The organism is Gilliamella sp. BG3, from assembly GCF_046635605.1.
Lineage (GTDB): Bacteria > Pseudomonadota > Gammaproteobacteria > Enterobacterales > Orbaceae > Gilliamella > Gilliamella bombi.
Genome location: NZ_JBIDFE010000017.1, coordinates 1 through 25,268 on the forward strand (window position 1 = coordinate 1; position 25,268 = coordinate 25,268).

The 25,268-nt window shown below is 35.3% G+C and carries 45 protein-coding genes and 1 pseudogene; 18 read left to right on the forward strand and 28 right to left on the reverse strand.

Annotated features, from left to right (window positions below):
* From ACGH6S_RS08670 to ACGH6S_RS08680, 3 genes and pseudogenes are all read right to left on the reverse strand, one after another.
* Positions 1-455 (reverse strand): annotated as a pseudogene (locus ACGH6S_RS08670) (DUF1073 domain-containing protein); the annotation flags it as partial.
* Between the two features lie 2 nt (positions 456-457).
* Positions 458-1,687 carry a PBSX family phage terminase large subunit gene (locus tag ACGH6S_RS08675; protein WP_411578761.1) on the reverse strand — a complete coding sequence of 410 codons (1,230 nt, stop codon included), beginning with the start codon at positions 1,685-1,687 and terminating at the stop codon, positions 458-460.
* Positions 1,688-1,692: 5 nt separating this feature from the next.
* On the reverse strand, positions 1,693-2,133 hold the full coding sequence (locus ACGH6S_RS08680) for a hypothetical protein (RefSeq protein ID WP_411578760.1): 441 nt from the start codon (positions 2,131-2,133) through the stop codon (positions 1,693-1,695).
* 96 nt (positions 2,134-2,229) lie between these two features.
* Here ACGH6S_RS08680 and ACGH6S_RS08685 point away from each other — a divergent pair, with 96 nt between their 5' ends.
* Positions 2,230-2,538 carry a hypothetical protein gene (locus tag ACGH6S_RS08685; protein ID WP_411578759.1) on the forward strand — a complete coding sequence of 103 codons (309 nt, stop codon included), beginning with the start codon at positions 2,230-2,232 and terminating at the stop codon, positions 2,536-2,538.
* Here ACGH6S_RS08685 and ACGH6S_RS08690 read toward each other — a convergent pair.
* The 24 genes from ACGH6S_RS08690 to ACGH6S_RS08805 all read right to left on the reverse strand — a co-directional run bounded on the left by ACGH6S_RS08690 (position 2,491) and on the right by ACGH6S_RS08805 (position 15,022).
* Positions 2,491-2,931: a GNAT family N-acetyltransferase gene (locus ACGH6S_RS08690; protein WP_411578758.1), complete on the reverse strand. Its 441-nt coding sequence runs from the start codon at positions 2,929-2,931 to the stop codon at positions 2,491-2,493. The two genes, ACGH6S_RS08685 and ACGH6S_RS08690, sit on opposite strands and share 48 nt — an antisense overlap.
* Entirely contained in the window at positions 2,877-3,560 is a 684-nt protein-coding gene (locus ACGH6S_RS08695) for an ATP-binding cassette domain-containing protein (protein ID WP_411578757.1), read from the reverse strand. The genes ACGH6S_RS08690 and ACGH6S_RS08695 overlap by 55 nt, the downstream gene beginning before the upstream one ends.
* Positions 3,539-4,099 (reverse strand): ParB N-terminal domain-containing protein, encoded by a 561-nt coding sequence (locus ACGH6S_RS08700; protein WP_411578756.1) that lies wholly within the window; start codon positions 4,097-4,099, stop codon positions 3,539-3,541. The genes ACGH6S_RS08695 and ACGH6S_RS08700 overlap by 22 nt, the downstream gene beginning before the upstream one ends.
* 426 nt (positions 4,100-4,525) lie before the next feature.
* Positions 4,526-4,882 (reverse strand): hypothetical protein, encoded by a 357-nt coding sequence (locus ACGH6S_RS08705; protein ID WP_411578755.1) that lies wholly within the window; start codon positions 4,880-4,882, stop codon positions 4,526-4,528.
* A gap of 178 nt (positions 4,883-5,060) precedes the next feature.
* On the reverse strand, positions 5,061-5,441 hold the full coding sequence (locus tag ACGH6S_RS08710; RefSeq protein WP_411578754.1) for a DUF5675 family protein: 381 nt from the start codon (positions 5,439-5,441) through the stop codon (positions 5,061-5,063).
* Positions 5,441-5,749 (reverse strand): phage holin family protein, encoded by a 309-nt coding sequence (locus ACGH6S_RS08715; RefSeq protein ID WP_411578753.1) that lies wholly within the window; start codon positions 5,747-5,749, stop codon positions 5,441-5,443. The genes ACGH6S_RS08710 and ACGH6S_RS08715 overlap by 1 nt, the downstream gene beginning before the upstream one ends.
* A 161-nt stretch (positions 5,750-5,910) precedes the next feature.
* On the reverse strand, positions 5,911-6,603 hold the full coding sequence (locus tag ACGH6S_RS08720) for an endonuclease (protein WP_411578752.1): 693 nt from the start codon (positions 6,601-6,603) through the stop codon (positions 5,911-5,913).
* A 455-nt stretch (positions 6,604-7,058) separates the two neighbouring features.
* Positions 7,059-8,309, reverse strand: a complete 1,251-nt coding sequence (locus tag ACGH6S_RS08725; protein WP_411578751.1) for a hypothetical protein — start codon at positions 8,307-8,309, stop codon at positions 7,059-7,061.
* Positions 8,310-8,340: 31 nt separating this feature from the next.
* On the reverse strand, positions 8,341-8,523 hold the full coding sequence (locus tag ACGH6S_RS08730) for a hypothetical protein (RefSeq protein WP_411578750.1): 183 nt from the start codon (positions 8,521-8,523) through the stop codon (positions 8,341-8,343).
* Positions 8,524-8,525: 2 nt separating this feature from the next.
* Positions 8,526-9,020 (reverse strand): hypothetical protein, encoded by a 495-nt coding sequence (locus tag ACGH6S_RS08735; RefSeq protein WP_411578749.1) that lies wholly within the window; start codon positions 9,018-9,020, stop codon positions 8,526-8,528.
* 198 nt (positions 9,021-9,218) lie between these two features.
* Entirely contained in the window at positions 9,219-9,719 is a 501-nt protein-coding gene (locus tag ACGH6S_RS08740) for a hypothetical protein (RefSeq protein ID WP_411578748.1), read from the reverse strand.
* Positions 9,720-9,728: 9 nt separating this feature from the next.
* Complete coding sequence (locus ACGH6S_RS08745) at positions 9,729-10,073, reverse strand: DUF1064 domain-containing protein (RefSeq protein WP_085165764.1); 345 nt, start codon at positions 10,071-10,073, stop codon at positions 9,729-9,731.
* Positions 10,070-10,357 carry a DUF1364 domain-containing protein gene (locus ACGH6S_RS08750; RefSeq protein WP_411578747.1) on the reverse strand — a complete coding sequence of 96 codons (288 nt, stop codon included), beginning with the start codon at positions 10,355-10,357 and terminating at the stop codon, positions 10,070-10,072. Before ACGH6S_RS08750 ends, ACGH6S_RS08745 begins: the two co-directional genes overlap by 4 nt.
* 138 nt (positions 10,358-10,495) lie before the next feature.
* Positions 10,496-10,666 carry a hypothetical protein gene (locus ACGH6S_RS08755; protein WP_411578746.1) on the reverse strand — a complete coding sequence of 57 codons (171 nt, stop codon included), beginning with the start codon at positions 10,664-10,666 and terminating at the stop codon, positions 10,496-10,498.
* On the reverse strand, positions 10,666-11,118 hold the full coding sequence (locus tag ACGH6S_RS08760; protein WP_411578745.1) for a recombination protein NinB: 453 nt from the start codon (positions 11,116-11,118) through the stop codon (positions 10,666-10,668). The genes ACGH6S_RS08755 and ACGH6S_RS08760 overlap by 1 nt, the downstream gene beginning before the upstream one ends.
* Before the next feature lie 3 nt (positions 11,119-11,121).
* Positions 11,122-11,364 (reverse strand): DUF3310 domain-containing protein, encoded by a 243-nt coding sequence (locus ACGH6S_RS08765; protein ID WP_411578744.1) that lies wholly within the window; start codon positions 11,362-11,364, stop codon positions 11,122-11,124.
* Positions 11,365-11,366: 2 nt separating this feature from the next.
* On the reverse strand, positions 11,367-11,690 hold the full coding sequence (locus ACGH6S_RS08770) for a helix-turn-helix domain-containing protein (protein ID WP_411578743.1): 324 nt from the start codon (positions 11,688-11,690) through the stop codon (positions 11,367-11,369).
* On the reverse strand, positions 11,690-11,887 hold the full coding sequence (locus ACGH6S_RS08775; protein ID WP_085165770.1) for a hypothetical protein: 198 nt from the start codon (positions 11,885-11,887) through the stop codon (positions 11,690-11,692). Before ACGH6S_RS08775 ends, ACGH6S_RS08770 begins: the two co-directional genes overlap by 1 nt.
* Complete coding sequence (locus tag ACGH6S_RS08780; RefSeq protein WP_085165771.1) at positions 11,880-12,134, reverse strand: hypothetical protein; 255 nt, start codon at positions 12,132-12,134, stop codon at positions 11,880-11,882. The genes ACGH6S_RS08775 and ACGH6S_RS08780 overlap by 8 nt, the downstream gene beginning before the upstream one ends.
* A gap of 139 nt (positions 12,135-12,273) precedes the next feature.
* Positions 12,274-12,474, reverse strand: a complete 201-nt coding sequence (locus ACGH6S_RS08785; RefSeq protein WP_411579498.1) for a hypothetical protein — start codon at positions 12,472-12,474, stop codon at positions 12,274-12,276.
* Entirely contained in the window at positions 12,458-13,867 is a 1,410-nt protein-coding gene (locus ACGH6S_RS08790; protein WP_411578742.1) for a replicative DNA helicase, read from the reverse strand. The genes ACGH6S_RS08785 and ACGH6S_RS08790 overlap by 17 nt, the downstream gene beginning before the upstream one ends.
* The gene (locus ACGH6S_RS08795) at positions 13,864-14,580 is read right to left on the reverse strand and encodes a replication protein (protein WP_411578741.1); all 717 of its coding nucleotides are present in this window, start codon (positions 14,578-14,580) and stop codon (positions 13,864-13,866) included. The genes ACGH6S_RS08790 and ACGH6S_RS08795 overlap by 4 nt, the downstream gene beginning before the upstream one ends.
* Entirely contained in the window at positions 14,580-14,807 is a 228-nt protein-coding gene (locus ACGH6S_RS08800; protein WP_411578740.1) for a helix-turn-helix domain-containing protein, read from the reverse strand. Before ACGH6S_RS08800 ends, ACGH6S_RS08795 begins: the two co-directional genes overlap by 1 nt.
* Positions 14,804-15,022: a transcriptional regulator gene (locus tag ACGH6S_RS08805; protein ID WP_411578739.1), complete on the reverse strand. Its 219-nt coding sequence runs from the start codon at positions 15,020-15,022 to the stop codon at positions 14,804-14,806. Before ACGH6S_RS08805 ends, ACGH6S_RS08800 begins: the two co-directional genes overlap by 4 nt.
* Positions 15,023-15,150: 128 nt before the next feature.
* Between ACGH6S_RS08805 and ACGH6S_RS08810 the strand changes: the two genes are divergently transcribed.
* From ACGH6S_RS08810 to ACGH6S_RS08890, 17 genes are all read left to right on the forward strand, one after another.
* On the forward strand, positions 15,151-15,798 hold the full coding sequence (locus ACGH6S_RS08810) for a helix-turn-helix transcriptional regulator (protein WP_065652859.1): 648 nt from the start codon (positions 15,151-15,153) through the stop codon (positions 15,796-15,798).
* A gap of 147 nt (positions 15,799-15,945) precedes the next feature.
* The gene (locus tag ACGH6S_RS08815; protein ID WP_411578762.1) at positions 15,946-17,097 is read left to right on the forward strand and encodes a type I restriction endonuclease; all 1,152 of its coding nucleotides are present in this window, start codon (positions 15,946-15,948) and stop codon (positions 17,095-17,097) included.
* A gap of 418 nt (positions 17,098-17,515) precedes the next feature.
* Entirely contained in the window at positions 17,516-18,049 is a 534-nt protein-coding gene (locus ACGH6S_RS08820) for a hypothetical protein (protein ID WP_411578738.1), read from the forward strand.
* Between the two features lie 2 nt (positions 18,050-18,051).
* Positions 18,052-18,336 (forward strand): hypothetical protein, encoded by a 285-nt coding sequence (locus ACGH6S_RS08825; protein WP_411578737.1) that lies wholly within the window; start codon positions 18,052-18,054, stop codon positions 18,334-18,336.
* Positions 18,337-18,421: 85 nt separating this feature from the next.
* Positions 18,422-18,718, forward strand: a complete 297-nt coding sequence (locus ACGH6S_RS08830) for a hypothetical protein (RefSeq protein ID WP_411578736.1) — start codon at positions 18,422-18,424, stop codon at positions 18,716-18,718.
* Between the two features lie 89 nt (positions 18,719-18,807).
* Positions 18,808-19,098: a hypothetical protein gene (locus tag ACGH6S_RS08835; RefSeq protein ID WP_411578735.1), complete on the forward strand. Its 291-nt coding sequence runs from the start codon at positions 18,808-18,810 to the stop codon at positions 19,096-19,098.
* Position 19,099: 1 nt separating this feature from the next.
* A complete protein-coding gene (locus ACGH6S_RS08840; RefSeq protein ID WP_411578734.1) occupies positions 19,100-19,276 on the forward strand; it encodes a hypothetical protein in 177 nt (58 codons plus the stop codon).
* Positions 19,277-19,289: 13 nt separating this feature from the next.
* Positions 19,290-19,898 carry a DUF1071 domain-containing protein gene (locus ACGH6S_RS08845; protein ID WP_411578733.1) on the forward strand — a complete coding sequence of 203 codons (609 nt, stop codon included), beginning with the start codon at positions 19,290-19,292 and terminating at the stop codon, positions 19,896-19,898.
* Positions 19,879-20,487 carry a lambda exonuclease family protein gene (locus tag ACGH6S_RS08850; RefSeq protein WP_411578732.1) on the forward strand — a complete coding sequence of 203 codons (609 nt, stop codon included), beginning with the start codon at positions 19,879-19,881 and terminating at the stop codon, positions 20,485-20,487. Before ACGH6S_RS08845 ends, ACGH6S_RS08850 begins: the two co-directional genes overlap by 20 nt.
* Before the next feature lie 177 nt (positions 20,488-20,664).
* Positions 20,665-21,198 (forward strand): DNA N-6-adenine-methyltransferase, encoded by a 534-nt coding sequence (locus tag ACGH6S_RS08855; protein ID WP_411578731.1) that lies wholly within the window; start codon positions 20,665-20,667, stop codon positions 21,196-21,198.
* The gene (locus ACGH6S_RS08860; RefSeq protein ID WP_411578730.1) at positions 21,191-21,424 is read left to right on the forward strand and encodes a hypothetical protein; all 234 of its coding nucleotides are present in this window, start codon (positions 21,191-21,193) and stop codon (positions 21,422-21,424) included. Before ACGH6S_RS08855 ends, ACGH6S_RS08860 begins: the two co-directional genes overlap by 8 nt.
* Positions 21,417-21,638, forward strand: coding sequence for a hypothetical protein (locus ACGH6S_RS08865; RefSeq protein WP_411578729.1), 222 nt, complete (start codon positions 21,417-21,419; stop codon positions 21,636-21,638). Before ACGH6S_RS08860 ends, ACGH6S_RS08865 begins: the two co-directional genes overlap by 8 nt.
* A gap of 2 nt (positions 21,639-21,640) precedes the next feature.
* Positions 21,641-21,841: a hypothetical protein gene (locus tag ACGH6S_RS08870; RefSeq protein WP_296318132.1), complete on the forward strand. Its 201-nt coding sequence runs from the start codon at positions 21,641-21,643 to the stop codon at positions 21,839-21,841.
* A gap of 1 nt (position 21,842) precedes the next feature.
* Positions 21,843-22,142 carry a hypothetical protein gene (locus tag ACGH6S_RS08875; protein ID WP_174798449.1) on the forward strand — a complete coding sequence of 100 codons (300 nt, stop codon included), beginning with the start codon at positions 21,843-21,845 and terminating at the stop codon, positions 22,140-22,142.
* An 85-nt stretch (positions 22,143-22,227) separates the two neighbouring features.
* Positions 22,228-22,644, forward strand: a complete 417-nt coding sequence (locus tag ACGH6S_RS08880) for a single-stranded DNA-binding protein (protein WP_411578728.1) — start codon at positions 22,228-22,230, stop codon at positions 22,642-22,644.
* Between the two features lie 121 nt (positions 22,645-22,765).
* A complete protein-coding gene (locus ACGH6S_RS08885; protein WP_411578727.1) occupies positions 22,766-23,614 on the forward strand; it encodes a phosphoadenosine phosphosulfate reductase family protein in 849 nt (282 codons plus the stop codon).
* A gap of 125 nt (positions 23,615-23,739) precedes the next feature.
* A complete protein-coding gene (locus ACGH6S_RS08890; RefSeq protein ID WP_065609681.1) occupies positions 23,740-23,955 on the forward strand; it encodes a helix-turn-helix transcriptional regulator in 216 nt (71 codons plus the stop codon).
* Here ACGH6S_RS08890 and ACGH6S_RS08895 read toward each other — a convergent pair.
* The gene (locus tag ACGH6S_RS08895; RefSeq protein ID WP_411579500.1) at positions 23,944-25,134 is read right to left on the reverse strand and encodes a tyrosine-type recombinase/integrase; all 1,191 of its coding nucleotides are present in this window, start codon (positions 25,132-25,134) and stop codon (positions 23,944-23,946) included. The two genes, ACGH6S_RS08890 and ACGH6S_RS08895, sit on opposite strands and share 12 nt — an antisense overlap.
* Between the last annotated feature and the right edge of the window lie 134 nt (positions 25,135-25,268).

Sequence of the window (25,268 nt, forward strand, 5' to 3'; positions counted from 1 at the left end):
ACCGTATCAACTGGTTCTTCCCATTTTCTGCTATCTCGTAATTGAATAATGAGTCCTGAATATCTACCCACAATTCCACGCTTATCCGCTTCGGTGATAGCTGACCACAATTTATCGTTAAATAAATCAGTAACTATTTGCTCCCAAGTTGTTAGCTTTGAGTCTTGTTCTCGAATATCGCCATCTATAAATTTAGGGTAATCTAGCCAACAAATATCACTCAATCGCTCAACAAAGCCACGGGCTGCGCTGTTTCGCTTATATAGTTTATAGAAATCTGAGAAAGTGAGATTTTCTGGATAACCAAACTCGCGATCGATAAATGCCCTTTTAGTGTTATTAACCAATCCTTGTGATGCATACGCTAACCGTTGTCTACTTATATCCTGATTGCTATTAATTGCTGTTTGGGCAGTATTTAATAACTGTTCATCTGTTAAATTCGAATAACCCATTGTTACCTCATAAATAATCCTGCTGAACGTTTATGTTTAATATAACCATCTAGGCTATATCTGACCGCATCCCAACAATGATTGTTTTTATCTTCAATGATGGGCAACACTTCACTTGTTACCCTATCAGTTTTATAACTATATAACCGCGCTTCTGTTGCAGTATGTTTACAACGAGGATGAATAATAATTCTCTTAAATCCTCGCAGATATGCGATACCATCCTCAACACTGCCCTGCCATTTTTTTGCGGCTGAGATATTAAAACCCTTGCGCTTGATATGGCTAATTGTTTCAGGTCTTGAGCAGTCACCTTTAATCGGCCATTTTCTCGCTTCTGGTACTGAATCATAAAAAGTTGGCATTTCGTCAAGTTCGATATTAACGCCGTACGCTTCGTATTCGATGTACAGACAATCATTAAGAATAAATGAGCGGATTAATGTGTTCGGGTCATTAGCAAAGCCGAAGTCAGCACCGAACAATAAACGGTCAGCTTGTTTGTGCAGGTTGTCGTCAAATTCTTCAACAACATATCGACCGCTTAAAACTTGTTTATCTGAGTTTTCAAGATAAGCACCCTCCCACACCCAAGCATAGGAGGCATAGTCCAATCTGGCTAAGTCGTTTAATCGCTCTTGCTCTAATACATCGGGGAAAAAAGGATTATCGTTATAATTCATCTCAACGATGATGGCATTATCTGGCGGTTTTTGCCTAAATCTTACATCAGTCGGGCTTCCCTCGGTTTCAGGGTTCCATGTTACCCATATTTCAGAATTAGTCTCACGAACTGTTGGAGTGAGTTTTCGCCACGCTATTTCGGATACGTTTTCCGCTTCATCAACCCAGCATAGTAATATGCGTGCTTTTGATTTAATACTGTCGAGATTATGACGTAAACCACAAAACACATAGCTAACTAATTCGTTTTTTGTTCTGATATAGTTTTGCCCAATATCGTAATAATCAGCTAACCAATCAACCGAGCGAATAGCCTGCTTTACTTCTTCCATAGAAGAATCAGCTAACGAATTCATAAACTCACGAGCGCATAGTATTACACCGCTTACCCCTGCCTCTGCAAATTGATAGCCTTTAATCGCCGTCATTAATGCAAATGTACGGGTTTTAGCACTACCTCGACCGCCGTACGCACCACGATATCTGACATTTTCAGCCACAAACACAGATATCAATTTTTTAGGTAACTGTATTTGTGCTGTTGTCATAATAATTACTCTTTTGGTGTTACTAACTCTATTCGTGTTGGTTTTGGTGACATCGAGCCGTCTGATGACTGGTGATCGATTTCTTGTTTATCTCGCCATTTTTGAGGCTGTCGGTTCTTAAGCCAAAATATTTGAGCGGTTGTATCAGGTGGAATTAATTTTTTTATTACTCGTTTAGATTTATTTGCCCCGTCAGTTTTCAGCTCAACTTCTTCATATTCAATGCCAATGGCTCTTTTATATAATGATTCAACTACATTAACATCAGCGATCTCCTTACCTTTTTTTATGGACTCAAGAAACTGAGGATGTTTAGTTTTCCATGTATTAATAGTTTGCTCTGAAACATTAAAAAAATCAGCTAATTGCTTATCTGTATAACCCAACAAGCACAGTTTTCTAGCCTGTTCAGCGTATTCTTCTCTGTAGTTTGTTGGTCTTGCCATGTTCTTACCTAATATTCTTTTTTTTAAATTACCTCTATTATTTTTAATTTTAGAATCTTACAATTTTTAAGCTAACTTTTAATAAAGAGGTGTAATATGACTAAAGCATTTTTTCCACTTAAAAAGCAGTATTTCAACATGTTTCTTTGTGGAGATAAAAACACTGAATACCGCTACTTTGGGAAAAGGTGGAATTTTAAAACTCTATCCGTTGGGAAAATCGCAATATTAGCCAATGGATATAATTTCCCTAGAATAGAGGCTAAAATTGTAAAACTTGAAGTAATAAAGTGGATTGAAGCTCCTGAGTATGTGAAGCAAGCTCTACCAATAGATGCTGATTTACTTGCTATACATTTAGCGTTTAAATCTCCACGAAGTTGTATATCTGTATCGACTGTCTGATGTTTTGCTTCTTTTTGAGCCGTGTATCTTGCCTCCTGTTGATACTTTTCTACCTTGATCAATAAGAACCCAATCAGGGGAATTAGATAGTGATAGTATTAACGGAGGAGACGATGTAATTATACCAAATTTGAATTTAGGTATATATAACTTTGCTACATCATTTAACAGCCTCAAACCTATCCCTAAGCCTTGATAATCAGGGTGTATAACTAGGCGGTGAACTCTTTTTAGGTTTTTTAATATTGGATGAGGAAAGCGCAAAACACTACAAAACCCAGCTAATTCCTTATCAATAAAAAGACCGTAACATTCAGCTGCAGGGTGATGGTAATGACTTAGATAATGGTACTTACTAAACCTGTTCCACTCTTTTCTATGTACTCTAGCCAAGGTGTAACTAATATCTGGTCTTTTTTTTTATTCCCTATACGAAATGTCATGGTGTTGGTGTCAAATACCCAGTCCGGCATCAACCAATCTTCTACATCATAGTGACAACCAACAGCTATAAATTTTTTATCCTTTTTTCTAACAGCTTTTTGTGTTGCGAAACTGCTAATTTTAGCGACTTGACGATCTACTACACTAGTAAACTCATCAAAAACAACAACTTCCTGATCTGATAGTAAAGCATTTGCTAGATCAACACGCATTTTTTGACCATTGCTTAATACATGATAGGGCTTTATCCAACAAGGAGGAGAAGAAAAACCAACCAAATTAAACGCTTTACAAATTTCATCAACAGATAAGTTTTTAGGCATATCATCGATTACTGATTTTTCTTTATATTCATAACCATAAACATAACTATCAGGAAACAATTCCTTGGCTATAGTTGTTTTACCAGTACCACTTGCGCCCACAATAAGACCTACATTCCAATGTTCTGGTAGATCAATATTACCGTCAAAATGTTCCGTGTTGTGATTATCATCTAAATCAAACTTACCAGCGATTGATTTTACTCTAAATGAGTTGCTAGGCTGTGTTGTTCTTACAATGTTAAAAGACGGCATACGTACCCCCTCTCTGTCATTTCATTATATAACTGCTCTTGCTCTTTTTCCGTTTTAACTTCAATTTCAACTATAATTTTATTTTCTAAAGATTTATCTGGCAGATTACTATCGCAATCTATACTAAGATCTTCATTTGAAAAAATCTTGTTTAGATCTGACTTGCTAAATCCTAACAAATCAATATCAAAGTTATTAAATTTTAAGCTCTCAATCTCAGCTTGCAAAATATCAAAATCCCATCCAGCATTAAGAGCCAACTGGTTATCAGCGATTAAGTAAGCCTTTTTTTGCACATCCGTTAAACCACTCAAAACAACACAAGGGATATTATCAAGGTTGAGCTTTTCTGCCGCATCTAGACGTCCATGTCCAGCAATTATAATATCGTTTTCATCGATTAAAATCGGATTTGTCCAACCAAACTCTATAATACTATTAATTATTTGCTGAATCTGATCGTCTGAATGCGTTCTTGAATTTTTGATATGTTTTTTTAAGTCGCTAACTTTTTTATAAGTAATTTTTAATGAATTCATTAGAATGTCGCTAATTTGATTAAATATGCAGTTATTTTTTATAACCGCCCAGGATTTTTTATACTTTATGCGGTAAAAGTGAATAGTTATTTATTATTGAAAAGCTATTAATGAGGAGTATCTAAGTTGATAGTTTTAAGGGGAGTTGGTTCACGGTCGCCAAACTTAGAAGCCAGATCCCCTAGTACGAAGAAATTAAACATGATACGGATAAAAATGTAACATGTTTAATAAGTGAGTTAACCTAAAACGCAATTAGATGATAACTTACTTTTCCCTGATTAGCAATAATGCAATAACTAATAACTAATCTCCCTTATCGCCCTTTTATCCGCATTGCACTTTTCAATAACATTTAGCAAATGCTCGTTATATCTGAGACTATCTCCGAACGTCATCGATTTGGGTGGTAAATTCGGTAAACAGTCATTTAATAGATTTGCTGGTATCGGTCGATTGACGTAAACTTTTCGCTCGGTTGTACAGGCTACTAGAAATAGACACAGGCACAAACTGATTAGCACAGTCATTATTCTTGAGTTGCTCATTGATTCGCTCCTGACGTTCTAGTGATTGGTTTTCTAGCTCGCGTTTGCTTTGCTCATTATCTGCTATGATTTGATTGTTTTTAGCAATGTTCTGCTCTAACCGTTCGATTTTTCCGAACAGTTCAGCTTTATCTTTTTTGAGCTGCTTTTTCTCTTGATAATTGTTGTATGCAAAATAACTAATGAAAACAAGAATCACCAAAAGCGATGCGTTCAGCTTGGACATATTAGACATAGAGCTAACCCCAGATTAACCAACCAATAAATAACCCCGAACCAAACACAAACAAGCCAAGACATATGAGAAACAAAATAATAGCTCTATATAAATCATCGAACTTACTCATTTTTATATTCATACTTACCTCTTTTTACTTTAGACAATTTGAACATGACGAATCACTCAACTATATCTATTCATAAGCTTCTATAATTTCCAACTTAAATGACTGTCCATTAAGTTCGTTCATCAGCAAATTTAACGCCTTTCTGCTTTCAAATAACTGGGTATCGTTATTGCTCATGCCGACTAAAATACAGCCCTGTGTATCTTTGGTCCAATTACCTGCATGGATTAAAATATGAGAGCGATTAGGGACGTCTTTAACTTGATATACTCGACCAAACTTTGGTGAGTTAACAATATCGCATTGATACATAGCAGATGGAATACATGAAATCTGACGCTGATTATCTTTCCACGGTAGCTCTAATGTTGATAAAATCGTACCCGATGGTAGTTTTAGTTTACCAAACGTACCGCGCTCACTTGTTTTTAATCTTGTTAGCTTCATTAATCTCCTCCTTTCGCTTTTTTAATTAGTCGCTCCTCCAGCGCTTTAATAAGAGTAGCGCCAGACCAACCAGCTAAACCAGCTACACCGCCAGCAAACTCGAATTGCCAATTAAAATAACTTGCGGCCAAAACAACTAAAGCACCAGCAAACGTTGAAATAAATATCTGAGCAATTAACCCCCAAATATTGAATTTGTCGCCATTCAGCACATGGTAGCAATAGCTAGCTAATGAGCCGAGGGATGTAATAATAAATAGATAAATGACAACAACCCAGTTGACATTATCAGGGTCTTTTATTGGCATAATTAAATCTTCTTGTTAGTTAATGATGTGACAGCGTACTAGCTAAATGTTAGTTATGTGTGTGTCTAGCTTTGCTGTCGATTCTGTAGATGTTGACGACATCAATGTCGCCAACATGCATGAAATTTGGACATGAAAAAACCGACTTTCGTCGGCTTGAATTAATTACATTGTGAAGTAATGAACTTATTATCATTACCCTGAATTTTTTCTATTAGCTTGTTGCGCTCGCATTCCCATTTTTCAGGCGGAAACATTTTATCCCACGCTGCCATCAATTTTTCTTCTTGATTAGATAAATTAATTTTGTATTTATCAGACATATATAGATATGTGCGTGCTATTATACCCCGAATTTCGTCACGAGGTTGGAATTTTCTTTCTTTGAAATCTACAGCAGTTTTACACTGTCCGTATTGATCAAACATATCTGTAAACAGCGAATAACGATAGTTAGAACGGTCACCGTTTACCTCACCGATAGCTGGTTGCAAGTTGTGCATGTCACCTTCCATTTTATTAAAAGTAACATCTTTTTTACACGCTTTACGTCCACCGTCTCGCCAACATTGCAGATGTCTACCAAAATTTTCGGCAGGCATAACATGCTCCCATTCAATGCGTTCTGCTCTTGTTTGATTTTTTCTTGGCTCATATCCGCATTTACCAAAATCGACAACACCTTTTTTACCTGCCCATGAAATATCACATCCGCAGTAAAATTCGGTTTGTGTTGAATTTAATTTATATAATTTAGTCAGCTGAGTTTTCGCATTGTCAAAATTTTGCTTACTAATTGCAACCTGCTCGGCTGTTGGTGTTGATTTTGACTTTTTCGCCTTGGGCGTCGGCACTACTGAGTGCGTTCCAATTCGACAAGTTTTAGACGCTGATATACAAGAATTGCCGCACGGTATGCCTTTTCTGCAATTCTTAGCATTTGAAATCGACGGGAATAATAAAAATAAAACCAAAATTAAAGCTATTTTTTTCATAATTTAATATTACCTGCGTTTAAAAAACACGCAGTTTAATATAAAAAATTACAAAATGAAAACAAAAAAGCCCAGCTTATTAAAGTCGGGCTTTCCGCAGCTTATTCAGCTGTAATTTTTCATTCAAAGAAAAGTAAATACTTAAAATTTCTCAGCAACCTATTCGGCTGTTATATCAATCGAAATGTTTTATAAACTGCCTGCACGGCATTGAAGGTCAACATTATTTAACTTGACAATATTTAATATTTCTAGACCGCTTGTTCAGCGGCAATATAAATATAACAAGTACAACAAATTTTTGCAAACGTTAATTAAATATAAGCGGTGCAATTTTCATAAATCCGCCTCTTAAAAAAAGATTTAGAATCAAGTTTCTTGCTCAATCGAACAGGAATAAATAACGTTTCAGAAAAAGCGTGGAGGTGTTGCTCATTAGCTTTATCAACCCTTACCCCTCCTTTAAAATTTGGTCTCTGCAATAAGGCGTAACCGCACGCAATCGGATGCAAACGGCGAGTGATAATATAATTAATAACATCCTTGCTATCAATTGCATTTTTCATCTTTGATTTAAAATTTCTAATGAAAAAATAGTTACTATCTTCATTTATCATTTCATTAGTGCAATGATAATTAAATATTGCTCCGCCAGCCAATCTCCTTACTTTCATTAATTCAGTAGCAATATCATCGCTATTAAATTTAGTAACGTCTAAAACAACCACAAAATCTAAAGAGCCAGTTTTTTCTTCTAATGCAAGGTGAGGTGTAACTTTGCTTTTATTAAAAATTGAGCCAAGCTTACCTCCTTTTGATGCACTGTAATTTTTTAACCCAAAAGCAAACGGTATCGGAGTTTCATAACCAAGTTTAAGCTCAATAGACTCAATCATACCGCCGATAGCCGTTAACGCTGGCAATCCTGACGATATGAATCCGGAATTAAAATTAGCATCATTGAGCGTTCCGTAAAAAAAGAGATATTTTTTATTTTCATTTAAGTTAACTACCCTTTTTTTAGATGACCTCAAAAAAGGAGTTTGTTTTACAAAAAACACCCCGCCATGAGCCAAGGCTAATTCGCCGCGATTACTTAGAGCAACCCCCCGCGGTTGTATTTGATGACTAAAATAACCGGAACCAATAAATTTATATTTAAAATTTTTATTTTTTTTACCAACCTCTTTAAGCTCTAAATATCTATCCATTAAAATTTGATGGAAAGCTCTAGCCTTTGTTGTAAACTCATCAACTAACGCGCATGAGGTTAGCGGTGAATGTACAATATAACCAGATTTAGTTTTTAAAAACAATTGTTTAGTGTATGTATCAATAAAATCAGGAAAGCCACTACCATCCACCCCATCTATATTTGCTTTTTCAGCCATTTCTTTTGCTTCTTTGTAATAAGCAGCGGAAACAGGGTTAGCCCAAAACTTTTTGGACTGTGTTACACAGTTTGAACTAATTAGAAAATCAGGTATATCTAGACTAGAATTAAACAGACAGCCTATAACCTTACTTTTTGGTGTTAAAAATTTATTTGAGTGAGTGATAATCATAGCTACCTCATCTTAAGCTATTTATTAAAAATTAATTGTATCTATTTAGCAAATAGATAAACGCCTCTTTTTTACTATTAAACTGCTCTGATAATCTATTAAACTTATCAAGCGCTTCAATATCAGACTGCTTCTCAACATTAAAATCAAATCTTAATGATTCCAGTTTAGCCCTACGCTTTGCAACCGCTCTTTTTTGCGCTTCTGTTGCCATTATTAAAACTCCTTTTTTAGCGATGGATTTAAAACCATATAACTGATTCCGTGCTCATCTAAAACTTCAACAGCATTATAACCTAATTTTTTAGCTAAAATAGAGCGAAGACGCTGCGCTTCCCAACCCATGTAAGTTAAATCAAACGCATTTAATAATTCAACATCTTCATCGCACCAATCATAAGTACCGATATTATCAATAACTAACTCCGCTAATCTTTCTAATTTTTCATCAGTATCAATATTTAAATATTCATCTAATGCCACTTCTCGCAACATTTCGAATATATTAATATCACCAGAATATTGCATAGAAACTAGTTTTTTGTGACTTAAAATGTCATCCTCATCAACATCTACTGAATAGATGTAATTACCATGAGACGCTGCGGACTCTCTACAGTCAGAAAAAAACAATGAACCACTATAGATATTACATATGTCACCATTATCATATTTTAAGTTGTTTTCTTTTGAACCATGGAATAATTTCATTTTTACGCCCTCTCATCAATTTATGAGTATATAATAATATAACGGGCGTTATATGTCAACTATTGTTTTTTAGCTTTTTGTGCTATTGAATAAATTTATCTCTAAGAAGATAATAAAAAAGCCCGCATTTGCGAGCTTTATATATAAAAATCCTATCATGGCTAATTTAGTACAGTTTCTGTCTCATGTCAACAGCATTTAATAAAAAATATCATTCCTTTTTGATAAATTAGCAACAATATAACTTTCAAATGATTTTAACCGCCTGTCAACTGTATCTTTTGATATATCTTTCATTTTTGCTATTTCTCTTAATGTTAATCTCTCGCTCCCATCTGAGCCATCAATAACAACATCAATGCCGCGGTAATACAAATCTGCTAATTCCCATTGTTCTCTTAACGCTAAATCTTTAGAATTTTTAGCATTTCTCATGCATTCATCAATAAATTCTAGCTCGTTTTCTATATAAACAAGGTTATGTTTAGGGTATAATTCTGAAAACATAGCGCTAACATTTTTATAGCCACATCTGCTAGAATATGCATTGCATGCACCCCACATTTTTAACAAATCAATAGCTTTGGCTAGTAAATTGTTCTCATTAGCTTTCTCAATAAATAAATTTTTACTATTGAGATAATTTTCAAATTGCTTAACATCTGGCTCATCATCAACGTATACATATTCTGCTAGCATTTGTTATCCTTAAAATTCTTCAATTTCCCAACCGCCACCTAGTTTTTTCGCTTTCTTTTTTATCGCTAAAAATTTAAACGGATACATGTCGGCAGCCACTTTTATTTTTACCCTTGCATCATCCATCCAAAACCCTTTAACTTCATGCAATTCAATTAATCCATCTTTATTCATTACAACGAAATCGGGTGTGTATGTTGTGTTATTTGCTAATTTGAATTTTAGACCCTCGAATTTAAACCATGTTATTTCGTTAGCTTGTTCAAGCGTTTTTAGATACTGATAGTATTCAGTTTCAGTTTTATTCATCTGCCCAGATTTCAATCTACCGAGTGCAAACGTTGCTGGTCTCATAATTTAACTTTCCCCTCTTTAACCAAGATGTCTTGTGTTCTAATAACGCCCTCAGCGTGAGCTAATCTAACGAGTTTATTCTCAAATATTCGTGTTCTGCGGTCGATTTCGTCATGACAAGCAGAGCAAGCCCACGCACCTTGCAAATCATTCGGTTTCATTCCTACGCCACACGTTCCCGCTAATCGATAATGCGCTAGCACCGTAGTTTCTGGATTATGATTACAGCACGGTAATCGAACCGTGCACTCTCGCCCTCTTGCTTCTTTAGTTAGTCTGCTCATTGTTTCACCCTTATTTTATTCTTGTAAAACTTACCGCAAGAGCCTTTTACTTCTCCGTTAACACCAACCAATGGTCTATTACAGACATACAAATCCCAATCAACGTTATATAAACAAGCACCATTACATTCAGGGCATTTAAAATCCGTTTTGATTAATTTGTGTTTTTTCGGCATTGTCGTTAACCTTGTTTAAATTATGCTGATTAATGTATTCTCTACGTTGTTCTCTAACTATTGCTATTGCCCGTTCTAATTCTTGCTCTTTATCATCATATAGTTTCAGTTGTTCTTTGTGTTCGTTGTTCATCATGCCACCTTTGATAATTGGTCTTTGTACCAATCAAATATTAATAAATCTGTCTTAGACTGCTCGCTCCAATTAACGCCTTTCTCAGCTCCAAATGCATATGCTAACTCCAATAAATTACTCAATTCTTTTTTACTCATTCTTCTTGTTGATTGACCTAAAACAATAAAGCCTGTCCCATCTAAATTGGGTACCGTTTTTTGTCCTTTTAGTGTTGCAGTAAAAACGTGCTTCCATTCTTCTGGAGTTAGCGTTAATCCGTGCCAATTAACTTGTTCCGATATATCCGTTAATGTTGCCCACATGCGGGCGTTTTGCTCTAAAGTTCTAGTCATCTCTTGAATACAAACTACTAATGGATTTTTACTATCAACTGGTAATGAGCGAATAAAATTAATTAAATTGTTTTTTACTGTTTCGCTAACTAGTTTAAATATTTTCTTATTTGCCATTACTTAGTTGCCCTCCAAATCAATGCAAAGATGTTTTTTATTTTCAAAAATCTTCTCGTACTCATTCGCTTTTGCAATGTCTTGCTCCAAAGCATCTTTTTTACCTGCTCTAATTCGATATTTCAGAATGTTACCTAGGCAAAAGCCACTAAACTGCTCTACAGTCATGCTTCGTGCTATGATGTCGATAGATTCGACACCCTCGATTATTTGATAGTGCTTTGGTTTTTTTACGTTGTCGTTCATAATCAACATCTACACACTATTTTTTTTATAGTTTTTTCTGCGTATATTGCTACGTTATTCGTCACCGCTAGTTGAATAAAATTAGTGCGCTCACCAGCATCAAGATTCACCGCATTGAAAAATGCCTCAATTAATTCTGCACTAATTGGCTTTTGTCGTTTTTCAATCATTGATATCATTGTGTTGCTCACACCCATTTTTTCCGCCAGTTGAGCCTGAGTAAACCCTAAATCTATTCTAGTTTTAGCAATAAATTTACCGAGTTCTCCAGTTCGTTCCACGGGTGGTACAATAACTACACCACCAATTATTAATAAATCACTCATTACTCACCCCGATCCCCGTCTAATTCAGCCCGTGCCTGCCAACTTGACCAACGCATGTTTATTGGTCCGCTCACATAACGATTTTCATCAATTAAATAATCGTGACCAAAAACAAAACTATAACCATAAAAGCTCGAAAGCCATTTTTCAAAAAGAGCGCGCTCTTTTTCTAACTCTTGCTGTGTTAATTTAGTCATTGGTTGAGTCCTTTACTTTCCTGGCAACTAAAATTTCATAATCACCATGAATAATCACCACAGCTTTAAAGTCCTTATTAGCTTTCTCTACTGCTTTAGCCAAACTTCCAGCTAATCGATACTGCTTAAATTTTTTGTCAAATAAATCAAGAATTGATGAACTTGCACCTGATCCAACTAATCCGCACAGTAAAGTAAAATTTAAAGTTAAAGCTATAAAAATCATTACAGCAAAAAAATAATCCATATTTATGCCACCTTTACACAAGAATAATTATCAACTGTCGCGCCTTTGTATATCTTCTTGATGTCTGATTCAGTTATCTTGTTAACACGAAACATGGTAATGTTTACTTGCTCCTGAAGCCCTACTTGTACTGTTGCTGTTATTTTGTAAGCCATTTCTGTATCAACTCCCTCAATTTTGCCTTATCTTCTTCTGAATATTTTTTAACTCGTTCTGCTAATTGCTGCTTAATCTTTGCCGTATTTGCCCCCCTGCTCTTTATCTCTCTCACATAGTCGTACGCTATTTTGTCGAGCATGTGATAACGTCCAAGCGGGCAGTGGTTAACCTGCTCTCGCATATTTACGCTCTTTCTTAACTGGTTCTGGGTTTGCTCTAGCTTGTGATTCGAGCTGATCTACTTCATAAATGCGACCATTGCTAATGCCTGCAAAAACAGTGAAATTACCTGAGCCATGGCGATTTAAAGCTACATTTATTTCCATCAGGTTCATATCTGCGTTATCGTTGTAAACTGCATCACGATAAATACCCACCCAGTAGTCACAATCTTGCTCAATTTGTCCCGTATCTCTGCTGTCGCTTGGTATCGGTCGTTTATCCGCTCTTGATTCAAGATTACGATTTAATTGAGTTAACATAACAACAACGCAATTAAGCTCTTTAGCCAATGCTTTTAGCCCTTTAGTGATTGCTCCGTAAGCCAAGTCGTTACGCGTGTCATCACCTGTTTTTTCTTTTTCCATTAGAGTTAGATAGTCAACCATGATCATGCCGATTTGACCTTTTTCTCTTGCCATGCGGCGAGCTTCTGAGCGGACATGCGATAGTGTGATTGCAGGTGTATCATCAATGTAAATATTATCGGTGTTTGATAATTCGTTGAGATGATGCATAACGCGCGCAAACTCTGAATCCGAACCTAAACCACCGTCATAGAAAATATTGCTGTTTACAGCAGATTCTTGGGCTAAAATGTTTTCAAGCATTTGCTCATCTTGCATTTCTAACGAAAACATCAGTACAGGTAATTTCTCATTCATAGCGCAATGACGAGCCATGTTTATTTCAAAAGTGGTTTTACCCATTTTTGGACGAGCACCAACCACAAACAGCGAGCCTCTAACCAACCCTTTAGGTGCTAATTTCTCATCTAATGCTTTGATTCCAGTTGATAAACCACGTGCACTATCTGCGTTTTCTAATCGTTGCCCAAGGGTTTCGGTCCACTTATCAGCGATTGTTTTTAACGACTTAAGTCCAGTTGTTTTACCAGTTTTGTTATAGTCATCAATTTGCGTAAATAGCGCATGAATAGCCGATATTTTGTCGCTAGTAGATAAATTTGATTTTTCAAAAATCATCGCACTACAGTCGTTTAATTTTTGCAATGTATAGCGTTCAATCGCTTTATCTCGAACAATTCCAGCATAGGCTGTAACGTTGATCATCGACGGCGTATTTTTGGATAATTCAGCTAGATAAGCTAAACCACCGCAATCTTTCAAAGTTCCTTTTGCTTCCATACTGTCTGACAAGGTAATCAGGTCAATTGGGTAGTTTTTACGATTTAATTCAAGCATTTCAGCAAAAATAACTTGATGATGTCTGCTGTAGAATGATTCTGGCTTCAATGAATAGATCGCTTTTTGGCAGCGGTCTGATTGAAAATCTAACATCATTGAGCCAAGCACGGCTTGTTCAGCAACTAAGTCATGTGGAATCACGTTCATAGCGTACCCTCCTTGAATTTTGTATAAGTTTCATCCTTAACAATGTATTCAAATTTAGCCTCCCAGTTTCTCTGGTTTTCACCAAACATCCAAGCTGGTGCTCTTTCTACAAAATCATAAAAATAGTTAATCAAATCATTGATATTTAGTTTTTTGTTGTCTTTAAAAAATTTTTTAACTAGATTTTTTCGTGCGGTGGTCATTTTTTGAATCTGAGGCAATCTGTTTTCTACAGCATCGTTGTATGCATCCATGACCAAATCAAAATCAATGTTATTTTCTTTTGTAATATTGTTTTTAATAGTGTCTTTTGTAGAGTGACATTTTTTGCTACTGGTGGCAGTAACATTTTTTGCTACTGGTTCCATGCATTTTTTGCTACCAGTAGCATTTTTTGTACCTACATTTTTTGCTACTGGTTCTGATGTTTCTAACACTAGTGAATATTCAGTAATTTCACCATTATTTTTAATTGCATTGATCAAACCTAAATTTGTTAATTCAGATAGAGCGGCATAAACAGTTCTCTTGTCTTTTATCCCTAAATATTGCATAAATTGAGATATGCTGATTTTATCGCTTGTTTTGCCCCACCCCGTGGTTTTGCGAGTAATCAGTAAATAACAACGTAACGCATTAGCTGACATATCAGCCATTAATTCATCAATAACAGCGTTGGGAACTTGAAATGAGTTAGATATAAACTTATTCATCAATTAACCCTCATCGAATATTCATCATACTTCTTGCCGTTTTTAGCTCTTATCATGCGACTATTAATTGAATGACCACGTTTTTTTAAGTCATAAATACGCGCACCAAGTCTAAAGCAACAATATTCATTCAATGCTTGTAACGGATTAATGGTTTTACCGCTTTGCAAATGCCGCAAAATGTTTTTGCATTGGCTTTGTGTGCTTTCATTGTTCAATGTGCTCATGCGCGACCTCTAATAACGGACCAGTTGACATCAGGGCGTAGCTCTTCGCACGTTACTAAACCGTTTAAAGCCTGCTCCAGCAAAATAGCTTTATCTTCCCCAATTTTACTAATGCCATTCAGCCATTTACTTACTGCTGCCTGACTAACACCGCAAAGGCAAGCTAACTCTCTCTGTCCTCCAACGGCGATTATTGCTTTTTTTAAAGGCTCCATTTTGCCCTCCATTATTTAACAACTAAGATAATGATAACTAAAGTTATTGGTTAAGTCAATATTGTGATAACTTATGTTTTTTTATTTTTTATAACAAAAGTTATATAATCAAAACATAAGGAGTCGTTATGAATACATTTAATGAACGTTTTAAAATTGCATTTGATAAATCTGGTTTATCACAGCACGATTTAGCTAAGGCAGTTAATGTTTCTCAACCAGCAATCAGAAAGTTGGTAGCAGGTGAGTCAAAAAGTTTTAGAAAAATATCTGAATTAGCTCAGGCTCTAAAAGTAAATTTAGAGTGGTTGTCTGCTGGAACGGGTGATTCTGGACTAGATGATCAACAATTTGAATTTGTAGGCACAGTTAAGAATGGAGCAGTAAAAGTTAAAGGAGAGGCTGTAATGGGAGCTAATGGAGCTTTTGAAATGGACGAATCTTTAAATGGTTATTTAAAATTTTATAGTGACGATCCTAGCGCATTCGGCTTACGAGTAAAGGGCGATTCAATGTTTCCTAGAATAAACTCTGGAGAGTTTGTTGTCATCGAACCAAAAGTCATGCCAGCGTCAGGAGATGAAGTTTTTGTAAGGCTGAAAGACGGAAGAAATATGATAAAAAAACTTGAGTATCATAGAGATTCTGAATATCGTTTCACTAGCATCAACCAAGATCACCCTCCAATTACAATTAGTGATGAATTAGTAGATAAAGTTATGTATGTAGCTGCAATTGTTAAATCATCAAGATTTATTGATGTTCATGATATCTAACCTTAAAAGTAAGTATAATAGATAACCGCTTTATAGGCGGTTATTAAAAATAGAAGATTTACGTGAAAACAATAATAATTATTAGCATTATAGAAGTAATTTAAAATTTTTATCAAAATAAAACAAATAATCCCATAATATAAGGCAATAAATATGAATACCTTCAAAAGTAAACTAAATAATCACTCGGAGCATGTAAAAAAAGTTGGCAATCACTGCACTACAGAAGAAACTACAAAACAAGCTTTAATATTACCACTTTTGGATATATTAGGTTTTACACCATACGACCCAACAAAAGTAAAAGCAGAATTTAAAGCTGATTTCCCCGGAGAAAAAGCTAATGAGCGAGTTGATTATGCTCTTTTCTGCCAAGATTTACCTGTAATGTTCATAGAGGCAAAATCATGGAATGAAGAATTAACAAATCACTGCCCACAACTTTCAAGATATTTTAATGCAACCCCAGAAGTAGCTGTGGCGGCAATAACAAATGGTAGAGAATGGAGATTTTTTACAGATTTAGAACAAAAAAACATTATGGACTCAAGCCCTTTCTTAAAAATTAAGATCGAAGAATTACAAGATAATGATTATGAACAACTTTATCAATTTAGATACGATCAATTCAAACCAGAAGCATTAAGAACATTAGCAGAAGAAAGTATTTATTTTTCATTATTCACTAAAACAATAACTTCAACCTTGAGAGAAGCTCCGATTGATTTTGTTAAATATGTAGCAAACAAATCAAACATATCAAGACAACTAAATCAAAAATTTCTTGATAGTATTACACCAATTGTAAAAAATGCAATTGAAAGAGCTGTAAGCAATATGGTGGTTGTGGGTCTAACAGGAAAAAAAGAAATTTCAGACGATACACCAAGCGACCAAGAACAAACAACAATAATTGATGAAAAAGCCGATATTGTAGATCCTGAAAATAATAAAATTATCACAACTTACTCTGAAAGAGTTTTTTTCGATCACATACATTCGATAACAAATGACGATGAATTAACATACAAAGATACCGAATCATATTTTAGTGTGCTTTATCAAAATAAATCCAACAGATGGATGGTCCGATATTTTGATAATAAACAACGCCCATCAATTCAATTGCCCATTGATCTAACAGACAACATAAAAGACGAAGTTAAGAGAGCTGGATTAGAAATTGGCGCAGGAGATCAAATTATTATTGATAAACCTGAAAACGTATTAAGAATATCTGGATTGATTCTTGACGCATATGAATACACAAAAAATGATGAAAATTTCAAAAGAAAATAAACTTTTATTTTAATTTATTTCAAAGCCCAATAAGGGCTTTTTTTATACCTCCCCCCCCAAAAAAACTCACCAAACAGATTAAAAAACAACCAAACGATAACTTTTATTTAAATATTGATAACTTTTGTTATTGACTAATTTGATAACTAAAGTTATTATTATTTCATCAAAACAAATCAACTTACCAAAGTTGAAGCTCTTTAAAAATTAGAAAAGTCGGAACAACTTATAAAGTGTTATTCAAGTAGACAGTGTGAAAGCGAAGCTCATCTTAGAACGAAATGCCTAGCTCCCTCTAAGCTGATGAACGAATGACAAGGAATAAGGGAGCGCAACACCTGCTGGGGTATGTACCAGTATTCAAATCAAAGCGCATTTAAAAAGTGCGCTTGAGTTTGAGGTAAGAGGAGATAAAAAGATGATTATCAAAGTTGAAAAAGCTCAATTATTGTCAGCTCAATTGTTTAGAGCATATCAAGACGTAAGACACTACTTAAATGGACTTTTCTTTGACAAGGACGGAACATTAGCAGCAACAAACGGGCACAAGCTTTTTGTTGGAAAGCATTTAAGTAAAATGAAAACAGGCGTAATTATATCAATAAAAGATAAAATCCCAACAAAATTTTATTATGCAGAAATAAACACACAAAAAGGACTAATCTTTTACAAATCAGAAAAAGATGAAACTTTATCAGTTGGGTTAATTGAGGTTGTTGACGGGGTTTATCCTGATTATAAAAAGATAATACCTAAGCTTTCACAGGGAAAACATACGTCTAGCATCGGTTTTAATACTGAATATCTCAGTGACATATTAAAAGTTGGAAAAATAATCAATCCAAAATTCCCTTCGGTAAAAATATTAATGCCGATGGACGATAAAAGTCCTGCTGTTTTTGAGTTTTGGAATCAAGAAGCAATAGCAATCCTAATGCCAGTGAGGATGTAAAAATGCAATTACATAGAACTGTAGAGAACAGTTACGAAAGAGCATATTGCAAAATGATGAATAATTCTGAAATGCAAGACGCTAAAGAAGCAGAAATTAAAGCTCAATCAAACGAACTTTATGACAAACTCAGCGATAGTGATTATCTAGAAATTGAAGAAAAAATAATGAAAGCGTTTGGTTGGGATGATGTTGACACTGATTCAGTTCAAAAAGCATTAAAGCTCATATGTTATGAAAAAGCTGAATTTATTTTTAATGAAAAAAATAAAAAATCATTTTATTAAGCTAACTAATTTTGACAACTCGGAAAGACGAGTACATGCAAATCCTTTGCCCTCTTTTGAGGGCTTTTTTTGAGGGATTCATTAAATGAATAAAAAAATTAAAGAAGCTAGCGATTTAACTAACAAATTAATATCAGATGCTGTTAAAAATCTTCAATCAAATAACGACGATTACATCATAGATTATTTTGATGAATTAGTATCATCAATCAAAGCAAAACTCGGAGCTACTCAATTTAATGATGTAAAAATTGCATTAAAGAAAGAAATCAACATCCGACCAGATTTCATGAGCGTTCTAGATAGCGCAATAGTTTTTGCTAGAAGAATAATATATCTAAATTTAATTCTAAAACAAAACACGGCTTGGCGTCTGCCGTAAAAACGCCACCTTTCTTAGTGTATTTGCCCGTGAATTGAGTAACGGGCTTTTTTACAGATTTAGCGGCTAGAATTCATGGGGATTAAACAATGACAAGTAAAAAGATTATTGAGCGATTACAGCAATTAGATTGGTATGTTGAATGTAAAACTGAGCATGAATTAGCGTTAGTGTTAAATGCTTGTTTAGATACTAGTGTTGGTTGGTACGATGGAAGAAGTGCAACAGATATTGTATACAGTGATCCATTTCCCATTCTAATTGGGCAGTCGTCAAAACATTGGAATGATAATCTGTGTTTTTATGTTGGTTTAACTGATGAAGATTTAAAGCAACATCAAGACATAACAGATTGGTTTTTCGAAGAATTGAGGAAATAGCATGAACACAATACCAATTGACTACGTCGGCTGTAATGTTTATCAAACAGACCGATTTAATATTAATTACAGAATGACAAAGGGCGAACAACTATACGCCCTTTTTTGTGTCTTAATTGTGACATTCGGCGGATTGTTTATGCTTATTCGCTGGATGTTAGAAGTGGCAACTAATTAAAGGAAATATAAAAATGGCAGAATCGTTTGAAAAGAAAATTTGGGAAACTCTATCACAAGTTAATGTTAATGACAAAGTAGAAAAAAAGAACGGATTAACATATCTGTCTTGGGCGTGGGCATGGGGTGTTTTAATGGAATATTACCCTCAATCATCATACATAATTAACCCACCCACAACTGAACTGGATGGCTCTATGATGGTTAGCGTAACACTAACAATAAAAGAGGATAGCAACGAAGCAACTCGATTTATGTGGCTACCAGTTATGGATTTTAAAAACCACGCTATTAAGTCGCCAAATTCAGTAGATATCAACAAAGCGACAATGCGATGTTTAACCAAGGCTATATCAATGTTTGGATTGGGTTTTTATATTTACGCTGGTGAGGATTTGCCAGAAGAAGAAAAGCAGGCGCAAAAAATCAATGAAGATGCGTTAAACAAAAAACGCGAGTCATTAATCAAAGCAGTTGAACAATCTGCACAAAAAGGCATTGATGCAATGGGTGAGTTTTGGAAATCATTATCAATTGAAGAGCAAAAACTTATCGGGTCAAATGAAAAACGTCGTATCTATGATATGGCAAAAGAGGCTGATAATGGAACAGCGAACGGATGAATGGTTTAACGCACGACTAGGTAAAGTTACAGCTAGCCGAATTAGTGATGTGATGGCTAAAACAAAAAGCGGTTATTCAACTAGCCGCCAAAATTACATGGCTCAGCTAATTTGCGAACGTCTAACAGAAAAACCAACCGAATCATACTCCAATGCCGCTATGCAACGCGGCACAGAGTTAGAGCCAACAGCAAGAGAAATGTACATACTAAACCAATTTGACGTAACCGTTAAAGAAGTTGGCTTTATCCCCCACCCCATAATCGAAAACGCAGGAGCAAGCCCAGACGGGCTAGTAAATGATGATGGATTAATTGAAATCAAATGCCCAAACACGTGGACGCACTTAGAATTTATGCAATCACTAAAGCCAAAGCGTGAGTACATCTTACAAATGCAATGGCAAATGATGTGCACGGGTCGAAAATGGTGCGATTTTGTCAGTTATGACGATAGGTTACCAGATAATTTGAGCTTTAGATGCGTACGAATTCATTACGACGAAGCGTTGGCTAAAGAGATAGAAGCAGAAGTTATCAAATTTCTGCAAGAACTAGATGAGAAAATCAAACAAATAGAAGCCGCATAACCGTCACTTGGACGGTTTTTAATAACGTCCGGTATATGCGTCGATGATTAGTGTTAGCAGAGACACTGTCCGCAATTGCAGTTAGCGCACTAGTTTGAAATATACAAGCCGTATTGTTTGACATGACGGTAGTCACGCCGTTGGCGACAGAGTGACATTAATTTTAGAGGAAAAATAATGGCTATTCTAAACAAATCACAAACAGAGAAGCAGAATAAAGATTATTGGCGAACATCAGAGTTATTGATCAATGATGCGTTAACACTGCTGAATATAAAAGGCTTTGATACTGATGTATGTTGCTCAAGTGAAGATGTGAAAATAAATAGCGCAACTTGTTATATAACTGAATCTGACAATGCGTTAGAGAGTAATTTATGGTTTTTAGCTAGTTATCCAAGTAATACCTCATTTTGCAACCCTCCTTTTTCACGGAAATGGGGGTTTTTCCAAAAAGCACTTGAGCAAGTGAATAAATGGAGCAAGCAGGTATTAATGGTCCTGCCCTACACTCCTGCAACAAAAGCATGGAGTGACAACGTACACGGACAAAACTGTATTATTTACGTTCCCGACGGTCGTTATCAGTATTTGCTACCAAGCGGTGAAAAGTCTGTAAATAACTGTAATTTTGATACGTGTCTAATTCTACTTGTTCCTTTTAAATGTGGAAATGTAATTGTTAATTATAAGCGAGGTTTAAGTGAGTAAGAAATTCGATAACATTGATTTTCCAAGACCCAAGTTCAAGTTCGGAATGTTCGACGCTGTTTTATATTGTGGCATGAGAACAGAAATCGCAAATGATTATATTGGTTATGCTTATAATGAATCAGGCAATATGTGCCCATGGTATTACATTCCAGTCTTTATAGACGGGTTTATTAGCATTCAATTAGTACCAGAAACTGATTTAACGGAGGTGGGTAATGATTAATTGGCGTGATGCTAGCAAAGAATCTCCCGAAAATGATGGTGGGATCGGCAGTAAATTGTGTTTTGTTGTAATTCAGTTTAAAAACAGTCTGGGTGAACTATGTCGGACAATCTGTTATGACTGGTACGACAACAATAAAAATGAATGGGATATACATCACGATGAAATAACTCACTGGATTTATGCAGATGAGATACCGCTACCTGAGGAGTAATTATGAAATATTTTACGTATGACCACAACGGCGATGGTTTTGAATATCACAACACAGAAGAAGAAGCAAAAAGCTATGCTGAACAATGCTTGGATTTTTATTTGCAAAACGACAATCATGATTTCGTTGATATTTGTTGGGGTGAGATAAAAGAGTCTGTGTATTCAAATGATGCAGTGCTTGAGTTAAAAGAGGTTAAATAATATGCAATGGATAGACAACAATTTAATAGATGATAAAAATAAGTATTTAGTCGGCTATGATTGTGGTGGTTGCTGTTGTGACTGGGCAAGTATAACTGTTCATGATAATAACGGTAAGAATATAACAGATGATGATCTAACTGATTGGGAGTTTTGCGAATTTCCAGATTTAAGCAATATAGACGGTGAAGACAGGATCGCTATTGTTAATAAAAAACTTGGCGTTACAGGTTATGTGCATTGTGAAAGCTCGAATAATGGCTATTATTCAGCATGTTATTGGGCTGAAAAAACGGAGTGATTATGATTATTATAAAAAAAGATAAACGAAATAGAGTCTAATAAATCTCTTTTTACAAAGAGCTATGAACAACTGGAGCGAAAAAATGGCAAATAATTTAAATCAGTGTTTATTCACGGGTAGAATCGGGAAAATCGAGGAGCGTTACACCTCTGATAACAAGTTAATCGTTAATTTCACTATGGCAATCGGTAGCTACAAGAAGAATGGTGATAACTACGAAAACGTCACAGACTGGGCTAACTTACGAGCGTTCGGTAAGATTGCGGAAAAAGTGCGAGATAAAGGCAAAGGTGCTTTTATTCGTGTTACAACTCGATACAAAACAGATAAATGGCAGGACCAATACGGCAACAACAAAACAGCTATTTATTTTATAGTTGATGATTTCGAAGCGTTAACGTTCGATAAAAGCGGTAATCAGTCAGAACAACAACCTAAACCGCAAGCACCAGCTCAGGCTCAGCAAAATGAGTTTATAGATGATGAGATTCCTTTTTAATCAATAAGTTATAAAGTTACCCACAAAATCTGTTAATAACTCACTGAACAACCACCCTATTCTATTAATTATTAAATATCTGCGCTGATTATTTGGCGTGCTATTTCTTTTGGTAAAAATCATGAAAAATGTCGTTAGCTTTAGTGGCGGTCGCTCGTCAGCTTTACTAGTCTATTTAATGAAAAATCAATATCCAGATACTGATTTTATTTTCATGGACACGGGCGCAGAACATCCAAAAACATATGAGTTTGTTAAAAATGTAGTTAAGCATTTTGATATAAATCTAACATGTTTGCGTGTAGTCGTTAATTCAGAACTGGGACAGGGTAATTCATACAGAATCATCTCACTAGATGAATTAACGCAAGATTTGCAGCCTTTCCGTGATATTTGTTATAAATACGGAACGCCGTACATACATGGTGCATTCTGTACAAGAACGATGAAGCTTGAGCCATTTACTCGATACTGTAACGATAAATATGGCAAAAACAACTATCAAACGTGGCTTGGCATTCGTGCTGATGAACCACGACGCTTAAAACAAAAAGAAGGTTATCGTTATTTGGCTGACATATGCGATTTTGATAAACAAGATGTTATCGACTTTTGGAAAAGCCAACCTTTCGATTTAGACCTACCCGACCATCTTGGTAACTGTGTTTTCTGTATCAAAAAAGGCATTAACAAAATTGCTTTAGCTACTCGTGATGAGCCGAAAATGGCAGAGGATTTTATTAATCTAATAAATGACCCAAACATCCGAGTAGTAGAACGACGACAACAGGAAAATAAAATCATGTATCGAGGTAATAATTCGTTAATTTCAATTATGGCAATGTATCAAAATCATTCAAGAGAAGACATAGCGGCAACAATCAAAGGCAATAAAGGATTTGAATCAGGCTCATGCTCTGAATCATGCGAAATATTCTCGTGTCAATTAGATTTTGATTTAAGTGAATAACTAATGTCTAAAGGAAACAATTATGACTACACACGAACTAAAAATTAAATCAAAGTATTTTAATACAGCGAATTACTTAGTGTTATTTGTTGATGAGAGATGAGAAAAGATTATAGGAGTAAATAATGGTAAATAATTTAACAATTGAAGACCCAAGATATAGCAAATCACAGGTTTGCGGATACATGGGCGGATTAGATCAAACCACGTTAGACAAATGGGTGGCGAAAGGAGAATTTCCAAGGCCCGATTTATATTTAGGTAGACATCCGCGTTGGAAGCTGTCTACCATCAACGCTTATCTTGCCCAAAAAGAACAAGAATATCAATCATGCGGTTAGGCTATCTATATAGTCCGCATACCATTGCATCATCTCACGACGTCCTTCCAAATATTGTGCGTGATTGTAAATGCCACGCACACTTCCTTCTTCGTGATTTAATTGTTTTTCTATCCAGTCACGATTAAAACCATGCTCATTTAACACACTTGAAAACTGATGCCTAAAGCCGTGCCCAGTTGCACGGTTAGCAAATCCCAATCGTTTTATTAAACCTAAAATAGCGCCGTTAGACATGTGTTTTGAACTGCTATTTCTACCAGAAAAAACATATTCTCCCCGCCCTGTAATTGGTTGTAAAAATTTCAGAATATTAATAGCTTGATTAGATAGCGGTACCACGTGAACCCTTGATTTTTTCATTGATTCTTTTGGTAGAATTATGTATCGTTTATCCAGATCTACATATTCCCATTTACAGCTCAATAATTCCATGGTCCTGACAGCAGTTAATATTAATAATTCTGTAGCATAACGAACTAAAATATTACCCGAATACGATTGTAACGCTTTCATAAATTCACGCATATCATCTTCCATTAAAAACGCATAGTTTTCTGGTGTATGTGTGACCATAGCTTTAGCTAATTCACGCGCGGGGTTGTTTTCAGCTCTTTCGGTAATAATTGCATATTGAAAAACCTCAGTACATCGTTGACGCATCTTTTTTGCAATTTCCAATGCGCCTCTATTTTCTATTTGTTTTAAACAGTTTAGCATTTCTAGAGGCTTGATTTGCGCAATATCCATATCACCTACAAACGGGAATATATCTTTTTCAAAATACCGAATAATCATCTCTCGGGTATTGATAGACCAATTTCGTTTTTTTGTATCAAACCATTCAAGGGTTATTTTTTTAAAAGTATTTCCTTGCGCGATATTAGCAAGTAAAGTTTTTCTTTTTCGCTCAACGCCAGGATCTTTGCCATGAGCAAGCATCTGCCGAGCTAATTCTTTTTCGTTGCGTGCATCTGCTAAACTAATATACGGATATTTACCGATCGTTAACGTTTTTCTTTTGCCGTTAAACTGATAATCATAACGCCAAGATTTAGTGCCAGTGGGTGTGATGTAGAGATATAGGTTTTCAAAGTCTGGTAACTTGTACGGTTTTTCTTTGGGCTTGGCTGAATCTATGGCTTTTACAGTTAGCATAATTACGGTATTTTTGGTCACGGTATTAAAATATACCGTAAATATACCGTTTAAGTGTTTGCGTTGTCAATCGTTTAGAATCGTGCTGAATCGTGTCAAAATGCCTTAAAACACTGTTAAAATAAAGCTTAAATCGTAGAATATCGTTTTTAATC

Coding starts and splice junctions, on each gene's coding strand:
- ACGH6S_RS08675 (WP_411578761.1), bottom strand. CDS start 1,687: ATGACAACAGCACAAATACAGTTACCTAAAAAATTGATATCTGTGTTT.
- ACGH6S_RS08680 (WP_411578760.1), bottom strand. CDS start 2,133: ATGGCAAGACCAACAAACTACAGAGAAGAATACGCTGAACAGGCTAGA.
- ACGH6S_RS08685 (WP_411578759.1), top strand. CDS start 2,230: ATGACTAAAGCATTTTTTCCACTTAAAAAGCAGTATTTCAACATGTTT.
- ACGH6S_RS08695 (WP_411578757.1), bottom strand. CDS start 3,560: ATGCCGTCTTTTAACATTGTAAGAACAACACAGCCTAGCAACTCATTT.
- ACGH6S_RS08700 (WP_411578756.1), bottom strand. CDS start 4,099: ATGAATTCATTAAAAATTACTTATAAAAAAGTTAGCGACTTAAAAAAA.
- ACGH6S_RS08705 (WP_411578755.1), bottom strand. CDS start 4,882: ATGTCTAATATGTCCAAGCTGAACGCATCGCTTTTGGTGATTCTTGTT.
- ACGH6S_RS08710 (WP_411578754.1), bottom strand. CDS start 5,441: ATGAAGCTAACAAGATTAAAAACAAGTGAGCGCGGTACGTTTGGTAAA.
- ACGH6S_RS08715 (WP_411578753.1), bottom strand. CDS start 5,749: ATGCCAATAAAAGACCCTGATAATGTCAACTGGGTTGTTGTCATTTAT.
- ACGH6S_RS08725 (WP_411578751.1), bottom strand. CDS start 8,309: ATGATTATCACTCACTCAAATAAATTTTTAACACCAAAAAGTAAGGTT.
- ACGH6S_RS08730 (WP_411578750.1), bottom strand. CDS start 8,523: ATGGCAACAGAAGCGCAAAAAAGAGCGGTTGCAAAGCGTAGGGCTAAA.
- ACGH6S_RS08735 (WP_411578749.1), bottom strand. CDS start 9,020: ATGAAATTATTCCATGGTTCAAAAGAAAACAACTTAAAATATGATAAT.
- ACGH6S_RS08740 (WP_411578748.1), bottom strand. CDS start 9,719: ATGCTAGCAGAATATGTATACGTTGATGATGAGCCAGATGTTAAGCAA.
- ACGH6S_RS08745 (WP_085165764.1), bottom strand. CDS start 10,073: ATGAGACCAGCAACGTTTGCACTCGGTAGATTGAAATCTGGGCAGATG.
- ACGH6S_RS08750 (WP_411578747.1), bottom strand. CDS start 10,357: ATGAGCAGACTAACTAAAGAAGCAAGAGGGCGAGAGTGCACGGTTCGA.
- ACGH6S_RS08755 (WP_411578746.1), bottom strand. CDS start 10,666: ATGAACAACGAACACAAAGAACAACTGAAACTATATGATGATAAAGAG.
- ACGH6S_RS08760 (WP_411578745.1), bottom strand. CDS start 11,118: ATGGCAAATAAGAAAATATTTAAACTAGTTAGCGAAACAGTAAAAAAC.
- ACGH6S_RS08765 (WP_411578744.1), bottom strand. CDS start 11,364: ATGAACGACAACGTAAAAAAACCAAAGCACTATCAAATAATCGAGGGT.
- ACGH6S_RS08770 (WP_411578743.1), bottom strand. CDS start 11,690: ATGAGTGATTTATTAATAATTGGTGGTGTAGTTATTGTACCACCCGTG.
- ACGH6S_RS08775 (WP_085165770.1), bottom strand. CDS start 11,887: ATGACTAAATTAACACAGCAAGAGTTAGAAAAAGAGCGCGCTCTTTTT.
- ACGH6S_RS08780 (WP_085165771.1), bottom strand. CDS start 12,134: ATGGATTATTTTTTTGCTGTAATGATTTTTATAGCTTTAACTTTAAAT.
- ACGH6S_RS08785 (WP_411579498.1), bottom strand. CDS start 12,474: ATGCGAGAGCAGGTTAACCACTGCCCGCTTGGACGTTATCACATGCTC.
- ACGH6S_RS08790 (WP_411578742.1), bottom strand. CDS start 13,867: ATGAACGTGATTCCACATGACTTAGTTGCTGAACAAGCCGTGCTTGGC.
- ACGH6S_RS08795 (WP_411578741.1), bottom strand. CDS start 14,580: ATGAATAAGTTTATATCTAACTCATTTCAAGTTCCCAACGCTGTTATT.
- ACGH6S_RS08800 (WP_411578740.1), bottom strand. CDS start 14,807: ATGAGCACATTGAACAATGAAAGCACACAAAGCCAATGCAAAAACATT.
- ACGH6S_RS08805 (WP_411578739.1), bottom strand. CDS start 15,022: ATGGAGCCTTTAAAAAAAGCAATAATCGCCGTTGGAGGACAGAGAGAG.
- ACGH6S_RS08810 (WP_065652859.1), top strand. CDS start 15,151: ATGAATACATTTAATGAACGTTTTAAAATTGCATTTGATAAATCTGGT.
- ACGH6S_RS08820 (WP_411578738.1), top strand. CDS start 17,516: ATGATTATCAAAGTTGAAAAAGCTCAATTATTGTCAGCTCAATTGTTT.
- ACGH6S_RS08825 (WP_411578737.1), top strand. CDS start 18,052: ATGCAATTACATAGAACTGTAGAGAACAGTTACGAAAGAGCATATTGC.
- ACGH6S_RS08830 (WP_411578736.1), top strand. CDS start 18,422: ATGAATAAAAAAATTAAAGAAGCTAGCGATTTAACTAACAAATTAATA.
- ACGH6S_RS08835 (WP_411578735.1), top strand. CDS start 18,808: ATGACAAGTAAAAAGATTATTGAGCGATTACAGCAATTAGATTGGTAT.
- ACGH6S_RS08840 (WP_411578734.1), top strand. CDS start 19,100: ATGAACACAATACCAATTGACTACGTCGGCTGTAATGTTTATCAAACA.
- ACGH6S_RS08845 (WP_411578733.1), top strand. CDS start 19,290: ATGGCAGAATCGTTTGAAAAGAAAATTTGGGAAACTCTATCACAAGTT.
- ACGH6S_RS08850 (WP_411578732.1), top strand. CDS start 19,879: ATGGAACAGCGAACGGATGAATGGTTTAACGCACGACTAGGTAAAGTT.
- ACGH6S_RS08855 (WP_411578731.1), top strand. CDS start 20,665: ATGGCTATTCTAAACAAATCACAAACAGAGAAGCAGAATAAAGATTAT.
- ACGH6S_RS08865 (WP_411578729.1), top strand. CDS start 21,417: ATGATTAATTGGCGTGATGCTAGCAAAGAATCTCCCGAAAATGATGGT.
- ACGH6S_RS08870 (WP_296318132.1), top strand. CDS start 21,641: ATGAAATATTTTACGTATGACCACAACGGCGATGGTTTTGAATATCAC.
- ACGH6S_RS08875 (WP_174798449.1), top strand. CDS start 21,843: ATGCAATGGATAGACAACAATTTAATAGATGATAAAAATAAGTATTTA.
- ACGH6S_RS08880 (WP_411578728.1), top strand. CDS start 22,228: ATGGCAAATAATTTAAATCAGTGTTTATTCACGGGTAGAATCGGGAAA.
- ACGH6S_RS08885 (WP_411578727.1), top strand. CDS start 22,766: ATGAAAAATGTCGTTAGCTTTAGTGGCGGTCGCTCGTCAGCTTTACTA.
- ACGH6S_RS08890 (WP_065609681.1), top strand. CDS start 23,740: ATGGTAAATAATTTAACAATTGAAGACCCAAGATATAGCAAATCACAG.